This window comes from Monashia sp. HAY1-5C, from assembly GCF_056755255.1.
This window is the reverse complement of sequence record NZ_JBPGXG010000357.1, coordinates 1-272: the sequence shown is the minus strand read 5'-3', so window position 1 is coordinate 272 and position 272 is coordinate 1. Positions and strand designations below refer to the sequence as shown.

Genomic DNA, 272 nt, shown 5'->3' with positions numbered 1-272 from the left:
CTATCATTCCGCCTGCTCCATGCAGCATGGGCAGAAGATCACCATGGCGCCGAAACTCCTGCTGAAAGCGGCGGGCTTCACGGTGCGCGACCCGGCGGAAGGGCACCTCTGCTGTGGTTCGGCCGGCACGTACAACATCATGCAATCGGAGATTTCAGCCGAGCTGAAGGCCCGCAAGGTCAGGAATCGCGAAGCGACGAGGGCCGATGTCATCGCGACAGGCAATATCGGCTGCATCACGCAGATCGCGACGGCGACGGGCATTCCCATTC

General features: G+C 61.8%; 1 protein-coding gene. It reads left to right on the top strand.

Annotated features, from left to right (window positions below; translation table 11 throughout):
- Positions 1-19 precede the first annotated feature (19 nt).
- The coding region (locus tag ACR9ZK_RS22015) for a heterodisulfide reductase-related iron-sulfur binding cluster (RefSeq protein WP_481344081.1) at positions 20-272 on the top strand (253 nt) is incomplete at its 3' end.